The organism is Roseivivax sp. CAU 1753 (genome assembly GCF_054482575.1).
Map to the genome: position 1 here is coordinate 37,425 of NZ_JBTLRF010000013.1, position 18,993 is coordinate 56,417.

Annotated in this window: 20 protein-coding genes; 10 read left to right on the forward strand and 10 right to left on the reverse strand. The window is 56.9% G+C overall.

Translation table 11 applies throughout. The features are described from left to right. Positions 1-50: 50 nt before the first annotated feature. The 5 genes from fliF to ACXYMN_RS18275 all read left to right on the forward strand — a co-directional run bounded on the left by fliF (position 51) and on the right by ACXYMN_RS18275 (position 4,737). Positions 51-1,742: a flagellar basal-body MS-ring/collar protein FliF gene (gene fliF, locus ACXYMN_RS18255; RefSeq protein WP_459015327.1), complete on the forward strand. Its 1,692-nt coding sequence runs from the start codon at positions 51-53 to the stop codon at positions 1,740-1,742. After that, the gene (locus tag ACXYMN_RS18260; RefSeq protein WP_459015329.1) at positions 1,739-2,416 is read left to right on the forward strand and encodes a FliH/SctL family protein; all 678 of its coding nucleotides are present in this window, start codon (positions 1,739-1,741) and stop codon (positions 2,414-2,416) included. The genes fliF and ACXYMN_RS18260 overlap by 4 nt, the downstream gene beginning before the upstream one ends. Further along, positions 2,409-2,843: a FliM/FliN family flagellar motor switch protein gene (locus ACXYMN_RS18265; protein ID WP_459015331.1), complete on the forward strand. Its 435-nt coding sequence runs from the start codon at positions 2,409-2,411 to the stop codon at positions 2,841-2,843. The genes ACXYMN_RS18260 and ACXYMN_RS18265 overlap by 8 nt, the downstream gene beginning before the upstream one ends. Before the next feature lie 72 nt (positions 2,844-2,915). Then, positions 2,916-3,662: a flagellar type III secretion system pore protein FliP gene (fliP, locus tag ACXYMN_RS18270; RefSeq protein WP_459015333.1), complete on the forward strand. Its 747-nt coding sequence runs from the start codon at positions 2,916-2,918 to the stop codon at positions 3,660-3,662. Positions 3,663-3,678: 16 nt separating this feature from the next. After that, on the forward strand, positions 3,679-4,737 hold the full coding sequence (locus ACXYMN_RS18275) for a flagellar motor switch protein FliG (protein ID WP_459015335.1): 1,059 nt from the start codon (positions 3,679-3,681) through the stop codon (positions 4,735-4,737). A gap of 7 nt (positions 4,738-4,744) precedes the next feature. Here the strand turns inward: ACXYMN_RS18275 and ACXYMN_RS18280 are convergent, their stop codons facing one another. From ACXYMN_RS18280 to ACXYMN_RS18305, 6 genes are all read right to left on the reverse strand, one after another. Further along, entirely contained in the window at positions 4,745-5,554 is an 810-nt protein-coding gene (locus ACXYMN_RS18280) for a DUF1217 domain-containing protein (RefSeq protein WP_459015337.1), read from the reverse strand. Next, positions 5,551-5,991 (reverse strand): flagellar biosynthesis repressor FlbT, encoded by a 441-nt coding sequence (locus ACXYMN_RS18285; RefSeq protein ID WP_459015339.1) that lies wholly within the window; start codon positions 5,989-5,991, stop codon positions 5,551-5,553. Before ACXYMN_RS18285 ends, ACXYMN_RS18280 begins: the two co-directional genes overlap by 4 nt. A 2-nt stretch (positions 5,992-5,993) precedes the next feature. Continuing rightward, positions 5,994-6,392 carry a flagellar biosynthesis regulator FlaF gene (locus ACXYMN_RS18290; protein WP_459015341.1) on the reverse strand — a complete coding sequence of 133 codons (399 nt, stop codon included), beginning with the start codon at positions 6,390-6,392 and terminating at the stop codon, positions 5,994-5,996. Positions 6,393-6,475: 83 nt separating this feature from the next. Beyond that, complete coding sequence (locus ACXYMN_RS18295) at positions 6,476-7,396, reverse strand: flagellin N-terminal helical domain-containing protein (protein WP_459015343.1); 921 nt, start codon at positions 7,394-7,396, stop codon at positions 6,476-6,478. A gap of 490 nt (positions 7,397-7,886) precedes the next feature. Continuing rightward, on the reverse strand, positions 7,887-8,207 hold the full coding sequence (locus tag ACXYMN_RS18300) for a rod-binding protein (protein ID WP_459015345.1): 321 nt from the start codon (positions 8,205-8,207) through the stop codon (positions 7,887-7,889). A 1-nt stretch (position 8,208) separates the two neighbouring features. Then, complete coding sequence (locus ACXYMN_RS18305) at positions 8,209-9,327, reverse strand: flagellar basal body P-ring protein FlgI (protein WP_459015347.1); 1,119 nt, start codon at positions 9,325-9,327, stop codon at positions 8,209-8,211. A gap of 163 nt (positions 9,328-9,490) precedes the next feature. Between ACXYMN_RS18305 and ACXYMN_RS18310 the strand changes: the two genes are divergently transcribed. Further along, positions 9,491-10,201, forward strand: a complete 711-nt coding sequence (locus ACXYMN_RS18310; RefSeq protein ID WP_459015349.1) for a response regulator transcription factor — start codon at positions 9,491-9,493, stop codon at positions 10,199-10,201. A 4-nt stretch (positions 10,202-10,205) separates the two neighbouring features. On the opposite strand, the gene ACXYMN_RS18315 is transcribed toward ACXYMN_RS18310, so the two are convergent. From ACXYMN_RS18315 to ACXYMN_RS18330, 4 genes are all read right to left on the reverse strand, one after another. Beyond that, positions 10,206-11,267: a flagellin gene (locus tag ACXYMN_RS18315; RefSeq protein WP_459015351.1), complete on the reverse strand. Its 1,062-nt coding sequence runs from the start codon at positions 11,265-11,267 to the stop codon at positions 10,206-10,208. 15 nt (positions 11,268-11,282) lie between these two features. Further along, entirely contained in the window at positions 11,283-12,698 is a 1,416-nt protein-coding gene (gene flgK, locus ACXYMN_RS18320; protein WP_459015352.1) for a flagellar hook-associated protein FlgK, read from the reverse strand. 26 nt (positions 12,699-12,724) lie between these two features. Continuing rightward, entirely contained in the window at positions 12,725-14,029 is a 1,305-nt protein-coding gene (locus ACXYMN_RS18325; protein ID WP_459015354.1) for a flagellar hook protein FlgE, read from the reverse strand. 120 nt (positions 14,030-14,149) lie between these two features. Next, a complete protein-coding gene (locus tag ACXYMN_RS18330; RefSeq protein ID WP_459015356.1) occupies positions 14,150-15,946 on the reverse strand; it encodes a hypothetical protein in 1,797 nt (598 codons plus the stop codon). 79 nt (positions 15,947-16,025) lie between these two features. Here ACXYMN_RS18330 and ACXYMN_RS18335 point away from each other — a divergent pair, with 79 nt between their 5' ends. The 4 genes from ACXYMN_RS18335 to ACXYMN_RS18350 are packed head-to-tail and all read left to right on the forward strand — an operon-like array spanning position 16,026 to position 18,972. Continuing rightward, positions 16,026-16,769, forward strand: a complete 744-nt coding sequence (locus ACXYMN_RS18335; RefSeq protein ID WP_459015358.1) for a flagellar hook basal-body protein — start codon at positions 16,026-16,028, stop codon at positions 16,767-16,769. 12 nt (positions 16,770-16,781) lie between these two features. Further along, entirely contained in the window at positions 16,782-17,567 is a 786-nt protein-coding gene (gene flgG, locus ACXYMN_RS18340) for a flagellar basal-body rod protein FlgG (RefSeq protein WP_459015360.1), read from the forward strand. Then, positions 17,567-18,223, forward strand: coding sequence for a flagellar basal body P-ring formation chaperone FlgA (gene flgA / locus ACXYMN_RS18345; protein ID WP_459015362.1), 657 nt, complete (start codon positions 17,567-17,569; stop codon positions 18,221-18,223). Before flgG ends, flgA begins: the two co-directional genes overlap by 1 nt. Continuing rightward, positions 18,220-18,972 (forward strand): flagellar basal body L-ring protein FlgH, encoded by a 753-nt coding sequence (locus ACXYMN_RS18350; protein WP_459015364.1) that lies wholly within the window; start codon positions 18,220-18,222, stop codon positions 18,970-18,972. The genes flgA and ACXYMN_RS18350 overlap by 4 nt, the downstream gene beginning before the upstream one ends. The last annotated feature ends 21 nt before the right edge of the window (positions 18,973-18,993 follow it).

Here is an 18,993-nt window from a genome sequence, read left to right on the forward strand (position 1 = left end):
TGCTTGCACCAAGCAAGTCACCCCAAGAAAAACCTGCCCCAGAGGACCGCGTGCAAGAATTGAAGAAAAACCTTTTTGCACTTGGGAGGCCGCGATTGGCAGCGCTCGCCGCGACCGGCCTTGCCGTGCTTCTGGTGGTTTTCTTTGGTGTCGGCTCGGTCTTCTCACCAAGCTATCGCCCACTTTACGGCGATCTTGAACCGGCCTCGGCAAGCCGCATCGTTTCCACTCTTGAGCAAGCCGGGTTCGATGTGTCGCTGGACAGCTCAGGGCGCGTTGTGAGCGTTTCAGAACCTGACGTTGCCCGGGCACGCATGGCCCTCGCCGATCAAGGGCTGCCGGCACAAGGAGCCCCTGGCTGGGAGTTGTTCGACAACGCAAGCGGGTTGGGCATGAACAGCTTCATGCAAAGGGTGAACCGGCTTCGGGCGCTGGAAGGTGAACTCGCGCGCTCCATCAAGACGATCGAAGGCGTCGAAGCTGGGCGCGTTCATCTGGTTCTGCCCGAGCGCGAGGCGTTTTCGAACTCAAGGCCAGAGACCAGCGCGTCCGTCATCATAAAAAGTCGGGCTGGGTACTCACTTTCTCGCCGGCAAGCCATGTCCATCCGCGCATTGGTTGCCTCTGCGGTTCCCGATATGGCGGCAAGTCAGGTCACCGTTCTTTCCGCGAACGGTGAAACCATTATGTCCGATGATGGAGAAGCGCCCGGCGACGTTTCCATCGCAGGCATGCAATCGACCCTTGAGGAACGACTATCCAAGCGCGTCAGCCAACTTCTTGCCGCCCGCCTGGGGGCAGACAATATTCGCGTCGAGACCAGCGTGGCGCTGACCACGGAACGCCAGGTCATCCGCGAGCAAAGCTACAACCCCGATCAGCAAGTTGTCCGGTCCACGGAAAGCACTGCGGAAGAGCGGGAAGGCAGCGAAGCCGCGCCGGGTGAGGTCGGTGTCGCAAATGACATCCCGCCCGAACTTGGCGGAGGAACCGATTCAGCGCGTTCCTCCAATCGCAGCAGCCAAACAAACGAAGTCATTAACTACGAGATCGGCAGCACGACATCTGAGACGGTTCGCGAACCCGGCGACATCGAGCGGATTTCCATCGCTGTACTGGTCAACGGCACTTACGTACCCGACGCAAACGGTGTGCCGACTTATCGGGACAGGACGGAAGTAGAACTTGAGCAGATCAACCGCCTCGTCCAGTCAGCCGTCGGTTTCGATGAAACCCGAGGCGACTTCATCTCCGTTGAGTCGATGGAGTTTGTGGCGTTCGAGCAAGACGGCATCCAGATGAGCCAATCTGCATTTGGCGACTTTCTTGCGCGCAACGGCAACACAATGCTGCGTGGTCTTTTTGGTCTTGCCGTTGTATTGGCCGTGCTTTTCCTCGCGGTCCGCCCTGCCCTTCGACGTGCGTTGCCTGACAAGAGCGAAGATGCCGATGCAGCCGCTCTTGACGCGCCGCCGGCAGCGGAGGCCCTCCCGGCCCAGAATACGATGCCGCAGATCGTTCATAACCCATCGAGGCAATCGATCATCAACGATGGCAGGGTCCAAAGGATTGAACCCTCCATCGACGCACTGCTTTACGATGATGAACCGGGCGATCTGATCACGCTCGCGTCGGTGCGCGGTGGCGTTCGCAAGCGCCGCGTTCAGTCGGTGGGCGACCTTGTCGACGCTGAAACTGACGAATCCATGCGTGTGCTGAAGAACTGGCTTGCAGAAGCATGAACAGCGCGCGTTACATATTCGAGCGAGACTTCGATCAGGAACTCGAAATCGAGCGCGGTGAAAGCCCTGCGCCTGAACGCCTCTACACCGAAAGCGAACTTCAAGCCGCGCTCGACAGCGCCAGGGAGACCGCCTTTTCCGAAGGTCAGGATCGTGGATGGCGGACCGCCCATGGCGACGCGGTCGAACAAGCAGAACGCCAGCACCTGGCCGCCTTGGAGTTGCTTAGTGCACAATTGAGCAGCCTGATGGGAGCTGAGGCGCTGCACCGCGCAAAGCTTGAACGCGAGGTCGTGTCGTTGGCTCATGCCGTGCTTGAGAAAGTTGTGCCGAATGTGCAGGCAAAGTTCGCGCAAGATCGTCTCCGCTCGGAAATCCTTTCGCATCTACATCTGGCGCTCGGTTCTGCGAGACTGTTTATCAAGCTGAGCGTCCTCGACACACCACATCTGGAAATCATGATACTTCGCGAAGCTGAAAAGTTGGGCGTTGGCAATCGGATCCAAATTTCTTCGGACGCCGCGCTTTCGAAAGGGGAGTGTCGTGTCGATTGGGACGATGGTTTCATGGAGTTTGGGTTCGACAAGGTCTGCGAAAAAATCTTGGCGCTTCTGCAAGAGACACAAGAGCAGTCCGACCTCGGCAAACAGGAGTTGAAACAAAAACATGGATGACGCGACAAAACAGGATGGTCCTTCGCCGGAGCAACAATCTGGATCCGACGTGACCGCCGATACTACTGTTGGGACCGACACCAAGGACAAGCAGGACACTGCATTTCCTGAGCTGGGCACAAGCGAGGGCAGTGCGTCATATACTGGCGACAGCCAGTCGAAGGAGCATCGCGGACACAGCATCGAGGCTCTGCTGAACGTGGATCTCGAAGTCACGGTCGTGCTTGGGGACAGCAAGATGCCGATCTCGAACTTGCTGAAGTTGTCCAGAGGATCCGTCATCGAACTTGAGCAGCGCATCGGCGAACCGGTTCGAATCGTCGTCAACAGCAAGACCGTGGCACGCGGGGAACTGGTCAAGCTTGCCGGCGAACGGTTGGGCGTTTCGCTGACGGAAATCGTCCGCGAACACATCGGCCATGATTGATTGATGTCACGTCCTTCAGCTCTCCCGTTTCTGCTGCTAACCGCCGCCATACTTGTGGCTGGATGGCCGGCGATGGCACAGGAATCGGGCGGGCTCCTGGATACTCTATCCGACGTGCTCTCGGATGCACCCGCCGGGTCGGACGAACGCGCCGAACTCACGGGCCGCATTGTTCAGCTCATCGCCTTGTTTACCGTGCTCAGCGTTGCACCGGGTCTTCTGGTGGTGATGACAAGCTTTACTCGGTTCGTGATCGTGTTCTCGATTCTTCGATCTGCACTGGGCCTGAACCAGACGCCTCCAAATATGGTCTTGTCGGCGATGGCGTTGTTCATGACCTTCTTTGTGATGCAACCAGTTCTGGAAGACAGCTGGGAAGGCGGTTTGGAGCCGCTTCTCGAAAACACCATCACCGAAGAACAGGCCGTAGAGCGCATCGGCACCCCCTTCAAAGTCTTTATGTTCGAGAATACGCGGCCCAAAGACCTTGCGCTCTTCGAGGGAATCGCTGCCCGTTCAGAGGGCCGCGACGCGGTCGAAAGTTTTGAAACGGCGCAAGAGACTTCGTGGCGTTCGCTGGTGCCCGCCTTCATGATCACGGAACTCAGACGCGCCTTCACTATTGGCTTTTTGATCTATCTGCCTTTCGTGGCGATCGATCTGATCGTTGCATCGATACTCATGAGCGCCGGAATGATGATGCTTCCCCCGGTTCTCGTATCGCTGCCCTTCAAGGTAATCTTCTTCGTACTCATCGACGGCTGGTACATGATCGCCGGCAGCATGATGGAAAGCTATCTCGCCCCGGTCGGCGGATGATTTGGAGACCGCTCAAATGACAAATGCCAAGATCGAAAAAGTGAGCTATTCGGCGTCCTCCCCCCGCAATGTACCGAAGAAGAGCCTTAAAGGGGCCGAAAAAGCGGCCGTTCTTTTCCTGTGCCTTGGGGAAGAGCGGGGATCGACGTTGATGAAGAATCTGTCCGAGACGGAAATTCGCAGCCTGACGCATTCGATGGCGGGCCTTGGCGTAATCCCGGCCGCATCGGTCGAAGAGGTGATGATCGAGTTCGGTGAAGCCGTGGCCAATGGCGGCAGCGTTGTCGGCTCGTTTTCGATGGCGGAAGCCATGCTCCGCAAGGTTCTGCCCGAAGATAAAGTCAGCTCGATCCTGCGCGAGATCCGTGGGCCGTTGCAGGAACGCGATCTCTGGGCCCGATTCAGCGCACTGAATGAGACGTCTATCGCGAATTATTTGCGCTCTGAGCATGACCAGACGGCCGCCGCAATTTTGAGCAATCTGGAACCGAATGTGGCCGCCAGTGTTCTTCCCCTGTTAGGGGAAGAGCGTATGGTCACGATCATCGAAAGAATGGTTCGCATGGATGCGGTTCCACATCACATGATGAAGCAGATTGAAGAAACCTTGCAGAAGGACATGGCAACTGTTGCCGCCCAACCAACGCTGTCCGAACGCCAAAAGCATATGGCTGACCTGTTCAACCGACTGGATAATCAGCTGTTCGAAAAAGTATCGCCTAAACTGGAACAGCGTTTGCCCGATACCTTCCCGGATATCAGGCAAAGGATGTTTACCTTTGACGATCTGACCAAGCTGGACGTCAACAGCCTGGTTCGCGTAATGCGGTCTGTTGAAGGCAATACTCTTCCAGTGGCTCTCAAGGGTGCCAAGGATCATGTAAGAGAGCACTTCTTCTCATGTCTGCCTGGCCGGTCCCGGGACATGCTGAAGGATGAGATCCAGAACATGGAGTCCCCCAAAAAACGTGACATCAAGGCCGCTCAGCGGGATCTTCTGGATTGCACGCGCCAATTGGCCAACGAGGGCCAGATCGAGCTGCCTACGGCGGAAGAGGAGGAAGAGTTCGCTTGATGTGATGTCAGGCGTAAGGTTTGGAGGGAATCGACAGAATTGCGGAGAAATCTATCGTGACCGGGACAAATGCACTCAATGGCTGCAAGAGCTGAACCGCCGGGTTCGCAGCAACGGCAGCCCCGCTCAAGGCGTCTTTGATCGTCGCATATCGTTGCATCACGCGGTCGATCTCGCCCGGTTCCTTCAACTTGTCGATATCGACCTTGGACAGAATAATGTCCGCCTGCCGATCAATATCGAGACCGGCTGTTTCACTCGGGATTCCGAATGCCGTCCGGATCACGTCTGAAAGGTCACTATCTTTCAGAATATCGAACACATTGCTGATAGAGGATACCTTCTCTCTGTATTCGAGGGCCGTGCCAACCGTTGCGTTGCTGTCGTCCTGAGAGTCAATGAATTGCCGCGTTACATAGCGGTCGATGACCGAATTCTGCCATGCCGCGCTGATCGTATTAGAATTACCGACACCCCCCTCGCCGAAATCAAGCGCCGCGTAGAGTTCCTTAAACCTTGGATCCGTCAGTCGATTGACCAGCGCATCACGGTCATCAATGTCACTCTTGAGCATCTTGGACATTAACCCCTTGCCGAAGATCTGGTCCTCAAGATCAAAGGCGCGCATCACGAACGCATAAAGGTCCTGATCCTCAAGAAGTTTATCTACGGTATCAACTTCCGCAATATTTTCTGTGAAGTAAGCAATTGCGCGAGAATGCTGGGCAGACGAGCGAATAAGATCGCGGGACGTTGCTTCAAGAACGCCCGAGATTTTGAGGCCAAGCACCGCGTTGGTATTCGGCAGAGAGATCATTCCGCGGCGACGCGGGACAGATCACTTCCGGACTTCGCCTGTGACAATTCCAAAAGCGAGAACAGTCTCTCTTCGTATTTAAGAACGGGCTTCAACGAAATGAACGCGCGATAATAATCGGCTTGGCTGACATAGTTTGCCGCTTCGAAAATGCTGTTTTGCATCGAGATGCCAAACGTACTCGCCAGTTGCGCCAAACCTGTCTGGATCTTCTTGTTCAATCGCTCGCGATGGTCGGGCTGCGTCAAAGCGCTTTGGATCATGAAGCATATTCGCTTGGTTGGTGTATTTGCGTCAGCATCGGTCAGCAGATCGTTGCCTCGGATTATGTCCGCACGGTTTTCGACGTGAAGAGTTTGCCGGCGCATCGTATTTCGTACCACGCATCCGTTTACGATCAGGTATTCACCGGGCTTCAATGTAAGCGTCAAAGCCAATGCTACAGCTCCTTTGGTTGCGGCGCGTCTCCGCGCAGGCCCGCGACAATGTGTTTGTTGATGGCGCAGAGACCATCCACGCCAGCGTTGCCGCCCAAGACAGCCGAAGTCCGCTGATCCACCCACAAAGAGATCGAAATCAGTTGTGCGCGCAAAGGAGGCGGTAATTGGTTGCCTTCCGACGCAAGGTCCGCACGTAGGCGCTGCCAAAGTTTCTGATTTTCTACTAGAAGCCCTCGCAGGCCACCTGCCAGGATTGCCTGACGCTCTTTGCTCGGTGCCAAATCGAACTTCTCAGCAAGGACTTCCAGTTCCGAATTTACGGTCGCGATAATACGGCGCTCGATGTTCCGCGGCGATTCGCTTTCCAGGATATTTTGCTTGTACGCAGTAATGCTCATGACTTGCCTCACGTTTTTTAATTGTTTTATGGCGGTTCAGCCCGCGACCGGGCCGAACCAATTTTCACGAGAGCATTGGAACCTTAACGGAAGAGGCTAAGGATATTCTGCGGCGACTGGTTGGCAATCGAGAGCGACTGCGTGGCCAGCTGCTGCTGGACTTGCAGCGCCTGAAGGCGCGCGGCCTCCTCTTCCATGTTCGCATCGACCATCGCACCGATACCGGAGTCGATGTTTTCGACGAGCGAGGTCAGGAAGGACTGCTGGTTTTCGATTGTTTTCTCCGCCACGCCGAGGCTGGTCATGTTGGAAATGGCATCGGCCTGAAGACTTTCAGACGAACCAAGGGCACCTTGGAGGAAGGCCTGGCCAGTGGTCGCGTTGCCGCCATTCGTAGCAAAGCCGGTTGCGATCAGGGTGAAATCTGAAAGCAGGGCCGACAGGTCGACGCTATCGAAGGTAGTCGTCGTCGCCGCGAATGTGCCGCCTGCGCGGGTGATCCCCGTAACTGCGGTTTCGGTCGATGTTACACCGACTGCCTTGGTCACGACACCAGTCGTAGCGCTGATGGAGCCGGCAGTGCCGACCGTACCAGCGGCGTTGACGAGGTCAGCACCGTTGAACGTCGACTGAGCGATAGTCACGGTCATCTCTTCGATAAGACCAAGGAGTTCTTCCTCGATTTCATCGAGGCCCGTGGTCGCCCCTTGTGCAAATGCCACACGATCAGTGAATTGCTGCGACAATTCCTGGAAGTTTTCTGCGCCCAGGCGTGCTGTCGACAACGAGTTTTTGGTCATAGTGAGACCTTCGTTGATCGACGAGTACATCGACGAGTCGCTGCGCATGGTTTCCGAAATCTGGAAATACGCCGCGTTGTCTTTGGACGACTGCACCTTCAGGCCGCTCGAGATGCGACCTTGGGTTGTTTCGAGCGAAGAGTTGATGTTCCGCATGGTAGCCAAGGCGTTCATTGCGGAGGTATTGGTAAGAATGGAGGACATATTCTGCTCCTATAGGTTTCTCTATGAAATGACGTCATTCTGACTGTCAGGCGGGTAACCCACCAAAGAAGAAATTGTCCCCCACGGTTAACAGGGGGTTAAGGCTAGACCTCTCGATCGAGCCGTTGCATTTGGGACACGGGTATCTTGGATTGACTTCCGTCCAGATCGTAGAGCCCGCTCAATCCATGCCGGTTCTGCACATTCCGCATATCGCGAACGACGTCCCCCAGAACGCCCCGTAAATGATTTATGCGAAAGGCATTGGCGTCGATCATTTCCTTGATCCTAGCAACACGATCCTGAAGCCTTGGCTCCTCCGATAGCGCGGTAGTTATTTCGTCCGACGAACGCTCAAGCTCCAAGAGTAGCCCTTCTTTCCCCTGAAGTTCGCGCACAACTTCTGACATTGCCCCCCGGGACAGCGCGGCAGACTCGCGTTCCAGGAGTTGTTCAAGCTCGGACAGAACGAAAAACTTCGACCGGAACACTACTGCTTGCCTCCCAGGTCATACGCCGACATCGCGCGTTCAATCTGAGCTGCGACGCCGGTCGACGCCGTCTCAGCGATCTTGTCGGCGACAGCTTTAGCCAGAAATGACCGCCACATTTCTTCGGCATGCCCGCCGCCGAAGGCCCCCGCATCCGCAGTCTTGAGCATTTGGTCCACGCCCTGTGCGAGAAATGCGGTCTCGAATTCCCGGGCTACACGGGCGGATTCAGATGTCGAGCTTGCGAAATTCGACCTGCGCGATTCGAGCAACATGTTTTGGCTGAACGGCGACAAGCGTAATCCGAGGCTGTCTGACATCTCAGATGATCTCTAGATCGGCATGCAAGGCACCGGCAGCCTTGATCGCTTGCAGAATTGAGGTCGTTTGCGATGCGGTAACTCCGATCGCATTGAGCCCGTCGACAAGGGCGCGAAGACTGACGTCGCCTTGGAGGATCGAGAACTGCGCCCTCTTCTCTTGCACCTGTACTTCGGTTTGCGGCACAACGACGGTTTCGCCGATTGTAATCGGTTCTGGCTGGCTGACTTCGATCTGTTCCTTTACGAGTACGGTCAATCCACCTTGGCTGACGGCGACTTCGCTGATGCGGACGTTCGCGCCCATGACGATGGTGCCAGACCGGGCATCAATGACGACACGCGCGGGTTGGTCCGGTGCGATGGTCAAATTCTCGATGTGCGACATGGCCCCCATCAGGTCGAGCTTGTCATACGGTCGAATCTCGATCGTGGTCGGATCGAGCGCCAGCGCAGTGTTGGCGCCCAGTGCATCATCGATCGCCGAAGCCACGCGAACAGCAGTGGTGAAGTCCGGATCCCGCAACGAGATGCGGATACTCTCCAGTGACGAAAACTCGAAATCGATCTCGTTCTCGACCGTGGCACCGTTTTCGATGCGTGCAACCGTTGGGACCCCCTGGGTAATCGCGGCGTTCGCCCCTTGAGCCGCATAACCGGCGACCGCTATCGGCCCTTGCGCGACAGCATACACTTCGCCATCCGCTCCGGAAAGCGGCGTAACAATGAGAGTTCCGCCCCGCAGCGAGGACGCGTCACCGAGCGAGGAAACGACGACGTCGATTGTGGAACCCCGGCGTGAAAAGGGCGGCAGCATTGCCGTCACCATGACCGCAGCCGTGTTACGTGTACGTATCGTATCTTCTGAAAGGTTACCGACGCCCAGCCTTTCCAGCATCCCCTCAATGCTTTTTTGAGTGAACGGCGAATTGCGCAACCCGTCACCGGTTCCGTTGAGCCCCACGACCAGCCCGTATCCAACGAGCTGGTTTTCGCGGACGCCCTCAAATGTGGAGATGTCCTTGATCCGGACATCCGCAGCCGCTGAATACCCGACACTTATGATGACACCCGAAAGGATGCTACCCAAAAGGAACCTGTACGCGCCGATGGCCTGCATGGTCTTTACCCTCAATTTCTTACTATGGAAAATGCACGAGAAAGCCAAGGTTCACAAGAACAAATAAGTCTATTGTTGTTTATGCTTGCTCATGGGGCCAACTATTGCATAGTATACACCAAGATTTCACAAGGAAACGCTCGTCCGGGCGGATGCAGAACTCATGTATGTCTTGGTTCACCACCCACGAAACGATCAAAATGCACGCCTGACCGACGAACTGACGGCCAGCGGCATCAAGGCTGTCCCGATTGGTATCGAGTTTTTCCACACAGACCCCCATACGCTTCGCGCCCGTACATCAAATCGCACCGCTTTTCTTTTGGCGGACTGTGCGGATGTGATTGATTACATTAAAAAAATACGACTGGCGGAATGCAATTCGCCCATCCTGATCGTGCGCGACGCGCGCAACGCGACAGCGTCGGCCGCGGTTCTCGATGCAGGTGCCGATGACGATATCGTGGCACCGATCAAAGCTGTAGAATTGCGTTCACGGATCAATAGCATTGCCCGGCGTGCTGCCGGGCATTCCTCCGAGAGCATCAAGCTGGGAGAGGCTGTCATCTTCTTCGACGGTCGTCACCCCGAATTTTTTGGGCAATCTGTCCCGCTATCCCGCCGGGAATACGCGATATTTCACGAACTCGCACTGGCCGCAGGTCGATGCGTGTCAAAGCGTGCGCTCTACGATGCGGTCTATGGCATGTCCGAAGAGCAGCCGTTCGACAAAGTGATCGACGTCTATATCTGCAAGCTGCGAAAGAAATTCGTCAATGCATCCTCCGTCGCGCATCCCTATATCGAGACTGTGCACGGACGTGGTTACAAGCTGACCGAGCCCGCCTGCCCGAGTGTCACCGCGGCGGAATGAAAAATCAGATATAGTTGAGGAATGACAGCTTCCGAAGCCGGGCCGTGACCGTGTAACTTACCTCTAGCCTTGCTTCCAGTTCGGAAAGCCGCAAGGCCGCGTCATAGGGATCCACACCCTCGATATGTCCGCGTTCAGCCTCCAACATATCACGTCGTTCTCCTTGGCGCGAAATCGTGGTCGATAGCTGCTGCTGCTCGCTGCCAGTCTTGACCTCCAGGCTCAAGACACCACTGACACCAGCGCTGACTTTCTCAATCGCGCGGTCCATCCATTCGCGATAAGCAGCCTCGTCGGCGATGTTGGACACATCCGCGCTGGCAAGCATGGCAAGCCCCTGCATCAGATCCCGGAACCCCTGATCATCGGCTTGTGTCCCGTAGTCCAAGTGCAAGCCCGTATCGATTTGTGCCGAGAGCCGTGCGCCGTCGCGGGAACCTCCACCATAGAAGACATCGCTGTAGCCTGACGCCCCGGCTACGCCTGGTCCATCGGCGAAGATAGCGTCCAATGACTCCGCTTTGGCTGCCGCATCTGCCGCATTCCCAATACCGGACCCGAGCACGGCTGACACGACCCGCTCAGGACTCGTGCCGAGAGCGTTCTCTTCCCGCCATCTTGCAAGCGCGGACCGGTCAGACATCACACCAGACAGCAGGCGCGCCCCCGAGTAAGTTGCATTCGAAAGATCAGCGATCTGGTCAAACGCCCTTCGCGCATCATCTTGCAATGCGCGCGTGCTAGTCGAGGTCCCGCCGCTGCTTGGTGCCGCGAGCGTCAGGAAATCTTGCGCCACTTCGCGAATTTGCGACAACGTATGATTGGTCAAATCCAACTTTGCTTCCAGAAGCCGGTTCGACACCAGGAATCCCTCCGTCCGCTGCAATTCTCCACGAACATTGAATGCACGAGAGGACTTTGATCCCGCGGCTTCGAAAATATCTTGATGACGGCCGGTCGAAAGCTCAATCGACGCACGATCCATTTCTGCGTTCAGGCGTGCGATCGTATCATTGCGCAGGTCGTAGGCGAGGTAAGTCGACATGGGGGCGATGCTGGAAATCATAGTTAGCTATCCTCTTCACACGGCATTCAGCAGGTCGTCCATCATCCGCGTCAAGGCGGAAATGACCTGAGAATTCGCGGCAAATGCTTGCTCAATCGCAAGAAGCTGTTGGATCTCGGTGTCGATATTGACGCCTTCCCTGGCCGACCTCTCACTTTGGATTGCAAAAATCGCAGTCAGCGCGGCATCGGCCTGACGCGCTGATTCAACCGCGGCCAAGTTGGGCTGCGTTACGAAATTGGCGGCAAAGCTCGAAAGCGTCACGGTTCCACCGAGGCCCAGCGCGGGATCGAAATTCTTTTGCTGGCCCATGGCGTCGATGTACGCAACGACTTGAGTGGAATCCGATAGCGCGCCTGGAGTAGACGCACCGATTCCATCGCGTAGCTTTGATAGTCTGCCCCCCTGGTCGGGATCGACCGCCGCATTGATTGCAATCCGGCTGGACAACCCATCCTGGTTGGCGGTATCGAACGCCGAGCCGCCATCGGTGAATAATCCCGCCTGACCAAAAGCCAAGGACGTATCCGCCGCCTCAAACGTCGTGATCAAGGACCCGGCCAGAGCGTCGAGCTGGTGCTGCGCGTCGGGGAAAACCTGCGCATATAACTCCACATCGGCCGCGAGGGCACCGCCAGCCAACCCACGCGTCCCGGCCCGCCCAGGTGTAACGTCGATCGCTCCGGCGAGCAGTGTTTCGGCCGAACGGTCGAAGCTTATTTCGAGCGAGGTATTGCCTTCGACAAGACTGGCACCACTCGGGATCAGGATATCGATGCCTTCGCTCCCCCGGTTGACCAGTTTAAGGTCGACCAATTCCGCAAGTTTGCCGATGGCGGCATCCTGTTGATCCTGAAGCGACGCGCGCTCGGACGTGCCCGGATCGCTCGCGCTGACGAGGACGTTCAGATTAGCAATCTGCGAGGTCAGTGAATTGACTTCGCCAACCATCCTATCGATCGAATTAAAGGCCCTCTGAGACGCGGTATAAATGGCACCTGCTGCATCGCCGATGCCTCTTGTCACGCCTTCAGCCCGTCTCAGGACCGAGGCTTGGACAATGGCATCATCCGGGTTGACGGACAGAAGATCCAATTCGGATTGCAGTGATGATATGAGCGAAGGAAGGGACGTTACGCTTCCCGGCTCACCCAATTGGTCTGCGAAATAGGAAATACCCTGCGCCATCTCGGCATGGTAGCCGGCTGACGCCGTTTCGGCCCATTCGCGACTTTGAAGCGACCGGTCGATTTCGCGGCTGATCGCATTCGTTCCTACACCGGTATTTCGCGCGCCCGTCGCTACCTCAACGTCCCGGCGCACATAGCCCGGACGGTCAGCGTTGGAAATGTTCGTCGACGTGACCTCTGCCCGCTTTCCAAGTGTGGCGAGGCCGGATTGGCTGGTCGACAGGGCTGCAGAAATCGACATTTACCGCCTCCTAGCCACGTCAAGCGTCAGCGCTTGATCTGGAGAGTTTCCTCAAGCATCTGATCGGCTGTCGTAATTATCTTGGCATTCGACGAATATGCCCGTTGCACCTGAATAAGGTCCGTCAGTTCCTGAGCGATATTGACGTTTGAGGATTCAAGGGCAAACGAACTGATCGACCCGACTTTATCGGTTCCAGGAAACAAGAGGCTGATATTCCCACTGGACAGCGAGACTTCGAATGTATTTCCATCCCCCGGGGTCAGACCGTCCGGATTAGGAACATCCGCAAGCGGGATAATGTAGAGCGGTTTTCGAACGCCATTGTCGAAGATCCCGTACACCATGCCACTACTATCGATCTCTGCCGATACCAGGGACCCTGCGCTCGCGCCGTCCGCATCGACGGTCAACCCGGAATAGTCACCGGCGAATTGAGTGACGCCGCCAAATTCGTCTGGCGCGCCCAATGACACCTCTATTGTCTGCGGTTCAGTCCCGGTGTCGAGGGTCAATGTTGCGATTCCGGTCACAGGATCAAGGAAAAACTCAGATGGCGGAGTCGCCAGATTGACCGCATTGGAGTAGCTTGCCGGGGCACCTGCATTGGGGCCGCTGTCATGGAATGTCACATCGGCCGACCCAAGGGGGGCACCGGTTGCATCCTCAAAGGTCACAACCCAGAGATTCTCGTTATCGGTCGGCTGCCAGGACACAGCTAGACGCTGCGGTTCTCCGAGCGGGGTATAATATTCGATTGAAGACACGAAGGGATCACCCGGCATGGCCACCCCACTGGCCTGCGCCGGAAGATTGGCACTAATGTCGATATTCTCGGTTGGCGCACCTGAAATCGTCTGGTCGCCAATGTTCACGGTTTCAAGACTTGCGTAGGAACTGGTGTCCACAGCGCCGACAGCGCCGGTCTCATCAACCGGAAAACCCGCAAGGTAATAACCAGCCGCATTCTGAAGATTGCCGTCTTCATCTGGAATAAACGATCCCGCCCGCGTCAACGCATAGTTGGCCTGGTTCGCATCGTCCGGCGACTGGGACACGACGAAGAAGCCCTCACCTTCGATCGCGAGATCGGTTGCACTATTCGTTGCGCGCACCGAACCGGTCGATGAGATATCGTTGCGCGTTTCGGCGCGGACGCCCGACCCTTCCGATGCGTACGATGTCCCAACCGTTTCGGTCACCATCGAAGAAAAGCTCCGTTTGTAACCGTCGGTGCTTGCGTTCGCGATGTTGTTCGAGATGTCGTTGACCCGTTCGGCGTTGGCGGTCAGCCCACTTACGCCAATCTGCATAGATTGAGAGATGCTCATTCTGTGTCCTTCCCGAGTCCCGAAAACCGTTCAATCGGCCAAGTATAATCGCATATATATCTATGTTACGTCCTGCGGTTTACGCTGAGTTAAACTTTGTAAATTTTTTCTGCTGCATGGCTATTCATTGCTATCTGCCGGGTCTTTGTCCATCGCTAACGCGTCTTGCAGAGTGTCCTTCCGCAGGGGAAACAAACTCGGCCTTTCACGGGCCAGCGTCGCGGCGACCGGCCCCCAATCGGGAGACCGTTTCAATGCTGGCAGCGCCTGCACCACTTTGCGCAGGTGGGCTTTACGTCCCGATCTGTGCGCCGCCAGCACCATCTTCGCAGCCGCGCTTATTGGCATCGCATCGCCCGTCACCGCCCAGAGCTCCTCATAGGCATCGAATGCAAGGGACCAATTTCCGGCATCAAAAAGCGCTCCGGCCTTGTGAAGCTCAAAAGGTACCGACGGCGTCTCGGTCTCTAGCGCCAGCAGATCTTCATGCTTGCCCATGTCGGCAAAAAGCTGGACGCGCAGCGCCTCTCGGCGCGCTTGGTTCTCGTCAGTCTCGGAGATCATCGGCGCTTCAATTATTTCTTCCGCCTGCCCTACCTGACCACCTCGCATCAGCGCTTCGGCTTGCTTCAACCGCAACCTGTCGCGGTCGCGCCCTGTCTTCTCCGCGAGCCCGAGATCTTCGCCCGCCGCAAGGTAGGCCGCTGTTTCATTATACTCCCGAACAGCCAAAGACGTGATGCCCGCGTCGAGAGCGAAATCCGCGAAAGCTTCGGCCCGTAGTGCGAATTGCGGCTCCAGCCGACGATCAGCCGCAATCCGAGCATGACCGGATATGAAATCTGACAGCGGGATCGTGCCGCGCGTTCCGGCCTCATAGAACGCCTCCAGCAAGTCTTCCGAAAGTGCTGCGCTTTTTTGCGCATAGAGACTGCCTTGATGGCGCTTTCCGAGATCATGCAGCACTGTGAGTGCATTCACCTCGCTGCCGGCTGATGCCTCCGCCTGGGCAAGCCGCAACAAGGTCTCGCCGGCAAAGGCGTCTCCACTCCACAGCCATCGCGCTGCGCGCAGAAGCTGCAATCGATCGTTTTCGTCAAGCGCTCCGTTTCGCTCGGCGAGATCAATGATAGCAAGCCTCGCGCGGTGCGCCCAGCCATCACGTTTCTCGGCCGCTCTGCGGTAACTATCGAACGCCGCAACATTCTCCTCTCCGAGCTCTGCCGCTCTCCCCAATAGGAAATGCAGGGCAGAGGAATCGCGAAGGGTTGCGTGCTGCAACATCCGTTCGGCGATATCGCGGCTGGCGGTCCAATGATCTTCATCAAGCGCTACCTCAAGAAGGATAGGTAGGCTAAGATCTAGAAGATCGTCAGGAACATTCGCCGCAGCCGCTGCGGCATCCACAAGATCCGACTCGGACATGGTTGCACCCGAACCGATTGCTGCCAGCGCATTAAAGTATGGCCACGCGCCCCATTTATTCTCGACAAGATCGGGATGATCCAAGGCGACGCGTTCGCCGTCGATGATTTCCACGATCAAGCTCAGACGTCGGCCAAGCGAGTTGATTTCGGCGCTGACATTCCTTCGATCCGCCTCTCTCAAAAAGGATCGCGCCTCGACAAGCATTCCGCGTGAGACATGCAGTTGCGCCAGATCCAGCAAGATACCAGCGGCCGCGCTTCCCTTCTTCTGCGTCAGCTCCACGATCAGCGTGCTTCGCGTCGTCAGGAAGTCCCTCTCTGAAACCGCCATCAACTCGGTCGACCATCCGCCATCTCTCTGGTCCGACCGGACATCGACAGGCTCTGGCAACAAGATATCGCCAGGGGCCGCCGCACACACCGCTGGCATCGCAAACGTCGAAACCGACACAGCGAACACCGCTACGATATTCTTGCCAGTGCTTGCCAATGCGAAATCTCTCCTTGCCTTTTTGCAAGTATTCTATGTATTGCTTGTTATGAGCAAGTAAAAAGAGCGCAATATCGTCATGGACAGTGCGGCATACATCTCTCTTTCAAGGGTCTCCTCGCTTCGGCGCGACCTCGACGTGACAGCCAACAACATTGCGAATGCCGATACCGTGGGCTTCAAACGCGAGCGCGTCGCGTTCGAAAGCTACGTCCACAAGGGCCAGGGAGCAGGCGAGGACGTACACCTTGTCGTCGATGGCGGTTCATACGTTGATGAAACACAAGGTCGTATGCTGGCCACGGGAAATCCGTTGGACTTCGCACTGCAGGGGCAAGGCTGGTTTTCATTTGAGACCGCGGATGGCCAGCGCGCATTCGGTCGGGATGGTCGGCTGACGTTGGATGCCGAAAGCATGCTGGTCAATTCCGAGGGCGCGCAGATCCACGATATCGGTGGTGCGGCGATCACCATCCCCCCTGAACTGGCGCAATCGCTGGCGGTGGCGACGGACGGGACAATAACAACCCCGGATGGCGCGGTCGTTGCCCGCCTCGGTGTGTTCCAGTTGGACGACCTGCAAAGCTTCGAGCGCATCGGAGCAGGCCTTTTCCGCCCGCCGGCTGAGGTTGTGGCCGACCCGCGCAGCGATCCTAACACCGACATCATCCAAGGTGCTTTGGAAGGAAGCAATGTGCAGGCGATCACCGAAGTGACCCGGCTGATGGAAATCCAGAAATCCTATGATCGCGCCCAGAACATCAGCCAAGGCGTCGACGACCTTCGCCGTGACATGTTGAGCCGTTTGTCGCGGCCAGCCTGAGGAGATTGACAGATGAAAGCCCTTGGTATCGCGGCGACCGGCATGCTGGCGCAGCAGACGAACGTGGACGTGATTTCGAACAACATCGCCAACGCCAACACCACAGGTTACAAAACGCGCCGTGCGGCGTTTCAGGATCTGATTTACGAGAATCGCCAGCGCGAAGGCACGCAGACGTCAGAGCAAGGAACCGCACGCCCGACCGGTGTGGATGTGGGTCTGGGCGTCAGAACTGCGGGTGTTGCGCGCCTCTCTACGCAGGGCGGCCTTCAACAGACGGAAAACCAGACCGACATCGCAATCGACGGACGCGGATATTTCACGATTCTGCAGCCGAATGGCGAGGCCGCCTTCACGCGGGACGGCTCATTCCAGATCTCGCCGGAAGGCCAGATCGTGACATTGCAGGGCTTCGAAGTGGACCCGGGGATCGTTATTCCCGACAATACGGTGCAGCTCGATATCGCTGAGGATGGGACCGTACAGGCCTTTGTCGAAAACGACCCGGCCCCCGTCGATTTGGGCCAACTGACCTTGTCGACCTTTGTCAATGAAAGTGGCTTGCGGGCGTTGGGCAACAACCTCCTGGAAGCCACAGAGGCGTCAGGCGATCCCATTCAGGGTAATCCCGGAGACCCGGGTGTTGGCGTCGTGCGCCAAGGATACCTGGAAAACTCAAACGTCAATATCATCAAGGAAATCACCGATCTCATCTCGGCGCAGCGTGCCTATGAGATGAATTCGAAAACCATCGAGACCGCCGACCAGATGATGTCCACCGCGAACCAGATCAAATGATGCGACAGATTCTTCTCCTGACAGTCACGCTTTTTGCGACTGCAGCTGGTGCGGCGGAGCCCATTTCCGCTCTCGTTGAAGAGCGCGCCCGCGGTCACTACGGCAACACTGTCCCACCCGATGCCCAGATCACCGTAATGACGACCGCAGGAACGCTGAATGAGGCAATCGGTCTATCTGCGTTCTGGATTGATCCGAAGTCCGGGAAATTCCTGGCGAATGCGGTTTCCACGACTGGCATCGAACACCGCATCTCGGGCTATGCCGTAATTACGATGAAAGTAGCAGTTCCCATACGCAAGCTCTTTCCCGGCGAGATTCTTGCGAAGACCGATCTCAAGGTCATCGATGTTCCCCACATTCGCGTCACGTCTTTTGCGGTCACGGACCTGGACAGGCTGGTCGGAAAAGAGGTCAAGAGCCTGCTGTCTCCGGGCCGACAAATCATGATCCAGGCCATTCGCGAACCGCTTGCGATCCGCCGAGGCGACAACGTGTCGATCCATTTCGTCGGAAATCGGCTTGAGCTTTCGGCTCCTGGGCGCGCCTTGGGTGACGCTCATGACGGAGAAGAACTCAAGGTCGTCAATACTTTGAGCAACAAGACCGTCCTAGGGGTCGCCCGACCCAACGGACGTGTGGAGATCGTACGATGAACCGTTTCCCCATACTTGTCCCCGGGTTCATTGCCTTGATCGGCCTGGGCGGTTGCAGTTCCAACCCGATGGACCAGACGATCGAGCCTTCTGATGTCGGAACCGGGACACGCGGCATCGAGACTGTACAGATCCCCATGCCGCCGCCTGAAGTCCCCGTTCCCGCATTGCGTGCAGAACGGGCATCGCTATGGGAGAACACGTCCGGGGGGTTCTTCGCCGACCAGCGCGCGGAGAGGGTTGGTGATCTACTGACGATCGTCATAGAAATCGACGACAACGCTCGGCTCAAGAACGAAACCACGCGATCGCGCGAGGGCAAGACCAATCTCGGCAATCCGTCCCTATTCGGCCTTGGTAGCGTGATCGGCGGACTGCTGCCTGAAGAGGCAGGAGCGGGTCTGGACGGCGTCGACCTTGTTGCTGTCAGTGGCGGGCAAGCAGTGTCCGGCGAAGGCGAAATCGACCGGACCGAGCGGATAAACCTGAGGGTCGCGGCCTTGGTCGTCCAGCAGCTTCCGAACGGAAATCTCGTCGTGGCGGGACGCCAGGAAGTCAAAGTGAATCAGGAGCTGCGCGACTTACGCGTATCCGGCATCATTCGCCCGGCCGACATTCAGCGCGACAATGCGATTTCTTATGACAAGATCGCTGAGGCGAGGATCAGCTATGGCGGAGAAGGTCAGCTGTCGCGCCAACAGCGCATTGGCTATGGCGAAGGATTGATGGATGTGATCCTGCCTTATTGATCCTGCGATTGCTCCCACAAA

Bases quoted from the DNA above. Each gene is read 5' to 3' on its own strand.
- ACXYMN_RS18290 (WP_459015341.1), bottom strand. From the start codon at position 6,392: ATGAGCATTACTGCGTACAAGCAAAATATCCTGGAAAGCGAATCGCCG.
- flgG (WP_459015360.1), top strand. From the start codon at position 16,782: ATGAAAGCCCTTGGTATCGCGGCGACCGGCATGCTGGCGCAGCAGACG.
- ACXYMN_RS18280 (WP_459015337.1), bottom strand. From the start codon at position 5,554: ATGATCTCTCTGCCGAATACCAACGCGGTGCTTGGCCTCAAAATCTCG.
- flgA (WP_459015362.1), top strand. From the start codon at position 17,567: ATGCGACAGATTCTTCTCCTGACAGTCACGCTTTTTGCGACTGCAGCT.
- ACXYMN_RS18310 (WP_459015349.1), top strand. From the start codon at position 9,491: ATGTATGTCTTGGTTCACCACCCACGAAACGATCAAAATGCACGCCTG.
- ACXYMN_RS18305 (WP_459015347.1), bottom strand. From the start codon at position 9,327: ATGCAGGCCATCGGCGCGTACAGGTTCCTTTTGGGTAGCATCCTTTCG.
- ACXYMN_RS18260 (WP_459015329.1), top strand. From the start codon at position 1,739: ATGAACAGCGCGCGTTACATATTCGAGCGAGACTTCGATCAGGAACTC.
- ACXYMN_RS18265 (WP_459015331.1), top strand. From the start codon at position 2,409: ATGGATGACGCGACAAAACAGGATGGTCCTTCGCCGGAGCAACAATCT.
- ACXYMN_RS18275 (WP_459015335.1), top strand. From the start codon at position 3,679: ATGACAAATGCCAAGATCGAAAAAGTGAGCTATTCGGCGTCCTCCCCC.
- ACXYMN_RS18325 (WP_459015354.1), bottom strand. From the start codon at position 14,029: ATGAGCATCTCTCAATCTATGCAGATTGGCGTAAGTGGGCTGACCGCC.
- ACXYMN_RS18295 (WP_459015343.1), bottom strand. From the start codon at position 7,396: ATGTCCTCCATTCTTACCAATACCTCCGCAATGAACGCCTTGGCTACC.
- flgK (WP_459015352.1), bottom strand. From the start codon at position 12,698: ATGTCGATTTCTGCAGCCCTGTCGACCAGCCAATCCGGCCTCGCCACA.
- fliP (WP_459015333.1), top strand. From the start codon at position 2,916: ATGGCACAGGAATCGGGCGGGCTCCTGGATACTCTATCCGACGTGCTC.
- ACXYMN_RS18315 (WP_459015351.1), bottom strand. From the start codon at position 11,267: ATGATTTCCAGCATCGCCCCCATGTCGACTTACCTCGCCTACGACCTG.
- ACXYMN_RS18350 (WP_459015364.1), top strand. From the start codon at position 18,220: ATGAACCGTTTCCCCATACTTGTCCCCGGGTTCATTGCCTTGATCGGC.
- ACXYMN_RS18300 (WP_459015345.1), bottom strand. From the start codon at position 8,207: ATGTCAGACAGCCTCGGATTACGCTTGTCGCCGTTCAGCCAAAACATG.
- ACXYMN_RS18335 (WP_459015358.1), top strand. From the start codon at position 16,026: ATGGACAGTGCGGCATACATCTCTCTTTCAAGGGTCTCCTCGCTTCGG.